2 protein-coding genes are annotated in these 2,142 nt (G+C 60.3%); both read right to left on the bottom strand.

Annotated features, from left to right (window positions below):
- Positions 1-30: 30 nt before the first annotated feature.
- Positions 31-660: a mycothiol-dependent nitroreductase Rv2466c family protein gene (locus K728_RS0100180; protein ID WP_024475454.1), complete on the bottom strand. Its 630-nt coding sequence runs from the start codon at positions 658-660 to the stop codon at positions 31-33.
- A 59-nt stretch (positions 661-719) separates the two neighbouring features.
- Positions 720-2,012: an ATP-dependent Clp protease ATP-binding subunit ClpX gene (gene clpX, locus K728_RS0100175; RefSeq protein WP_024475453.1), complete on the bottom strand. Its 1,293-nt coding sequence runs from the start codon at positions 2,010-2,012 to the stop codon at positions 720-722.
- Positions 2,013-2,142: the final 130 nt, after the last annotated feature.

Below are 2,142 nucleotides of genomic sequence, written 5' to 3'. Positions count from 1 at the left end.
GGGGCCTCCCTCTTTTACGGTTACTGCTAACTAGTCGAAGGAAGGGCTCTCGGTGCGTGAGCGTTTCAGTTCGAAGAATTCCGGGAATCCGGCGAGCATGACGGCGCCGTCGAAGATGCGTCCTGCGTCTTCGCCCCGGGGGATGCGGGTCAGGACGGGGCCGAAGAAGGCCGTGCCGTTGAACGCGACCACGGGGGTGCCGACTTCATCGCCCACCCGGTCAATTCCGTCCTGGTGCGAGGCGCGGAGCTGGGGGTCGTATTCCTCGCTGGTGGCGTAGTCCGCGAGTTCGGCGGGAAGTCCGACTTCCTCGAGGGATTCGCGGATCACTGCAGCGAAATCCTGGTTCTTTCCCTGGTGAATCCGGGTGCCCATTGCATCGTAGAGCTTCTTGATGTTGTCATCACCGTGGAGTTCAGCTGCGGCAACGACGACCCGGACGGGCCCATAGGCCTGCTTCATGAAGTCCTGGTATTCCTGGGGAAGATCACGGCCGTCGTTGAGCACGGCCAGGCTCATGACATGCCAGTCCACCTTGATGCTGCGGACCTTCTCCACTTCCTCAATCCACCGGGAGGTGATCCAGGCGAAGGGGCAGGCGGGATCAAACCAGAAATCGGCCTTTTGGACATTGTCGGTGGGAACAATCGTTTCAGTCATATTCCCTACAACCCGGGTACCAACCGGCGTATTCCGGCCGGACGCCGAAATTTCCGGCGTTAGGCCGACTTGTTCCGGCGCTTCGCAACGACGTCGTGCGAGATCAGCGTGGGTTCCGCCTTCTTGGCGACCACATCTTCAGTGATGACAACCGTGGCAATGTCATCCCGGCTGGGCAGGTCGAACATCACGGGCTGAAGGACTTCCTCCATGATGGCGCGCAACCCGCGGGCCCCGGTTCCCCGCTCGAGCGCCTGATCGGCGATGGCCTCGAGAGCCTTCGGCTCGAAGGTGAGCTCGACGCCGTCGAGCATGAACATTTTCTGGAACTGCTTGATCAGGGCGTTCTTCGGTTCGGTCAGGATCTGCATCAACGACTTTTGGTCGAGGCTGGTCACCGTGGTGATGACCGGCAGACGTCCGATGAACTCGGGAATCAGGCCGAACTTGAGCAGGTCCTCGGGCATGACGTCGCCGTAGCTGGCTTCCTCACTCTTGAGTGAGGACAACGGGGCGCCGAAGCCGATCCCCTTGCGTCCCGCACGGGAGCCGATGATCTCTTCCAGGCCAGCAAATGCACCCGCAACGATGAACAGGACGTTGGTGGTATCGATCTGAATAAATTCCTGGTGCGGGTGCTTGCGGCCGCCCTGGGGCGGCACCGACGCGACAGTACCCTCGAGGATCTTCAGCAATGCCTGCTGCACGCCTTCACCCGATACATCGCGGGTGATTGACGGGTTCTCGCTCTTGCGGGAGATCTTGTCGATTTCGTCGATGTAGATGATGCCCTGCTCGGCCTTCTTGACGTCGTAGTCAGCGGCCTGGATGAGCTTCAGGAGGATGTTCTCAACATCTTCCCCCACGTAGCCCGCCTCGGTGAGCGCCGTGGCATCCGCGACGGCGAAGGGGACGTTCAGCCGGCGGGCCAGGGTCTGCGCGAGATAGGTCTTGCCGCAGCCGGTGGGGCCGATGAGGAGGATGTTCGACTTGGCAATCTCCACGTCTTCGGCAGGCACCGCGTCGGAGAGGTTTCCCGTGCTCCGCGGGGCATGCCCGGACTGGATCCGCTTGTAGTGGTTATAGACGGCGACGGCGAGGGACCGCTTGGCGGGTTCCTGACCGATCACGTATTCCTGCAGGAAATCGAAGATTTCGCGGGGCTTCGGAAGCTCGAAGGTGCCAAGGTCAGCTACCTCGGACAGCTCTTCCTCGATGATCTCGTTGCAGAGATCGATGCATTCATCGCAGATGTACACGCCCGGGCCGGCAATTAGCTTCCGGACCTGCTTCTGGCTTTTCCCACAGAAAGAGCACTTAAGCAGATCTGTGCTCTCACCAATGCGAGCCATGTGTCAGTCCCCTTACGTGGATCTGTTGAAATCGACACCCGATATCCGAGCTGATGGAACCGGGCTACCTTCCACTCTAGGACAATTGGCGCGGCTATGAAGCACCAAAAGGCCCGTGGTGCGATTGTTT

The organism is Arthrobacter sp. CAL618 (assembly GCF_000468215.1).
Classification (GTDB): Bacteria; Actinomycetota; Actinomycetes; order Actinomycetales; family Micrococcaceae; genus Arthrobacter_D.
This window is presented reverse-complemented; position numbering and strand designations above follow the sequence as displayed.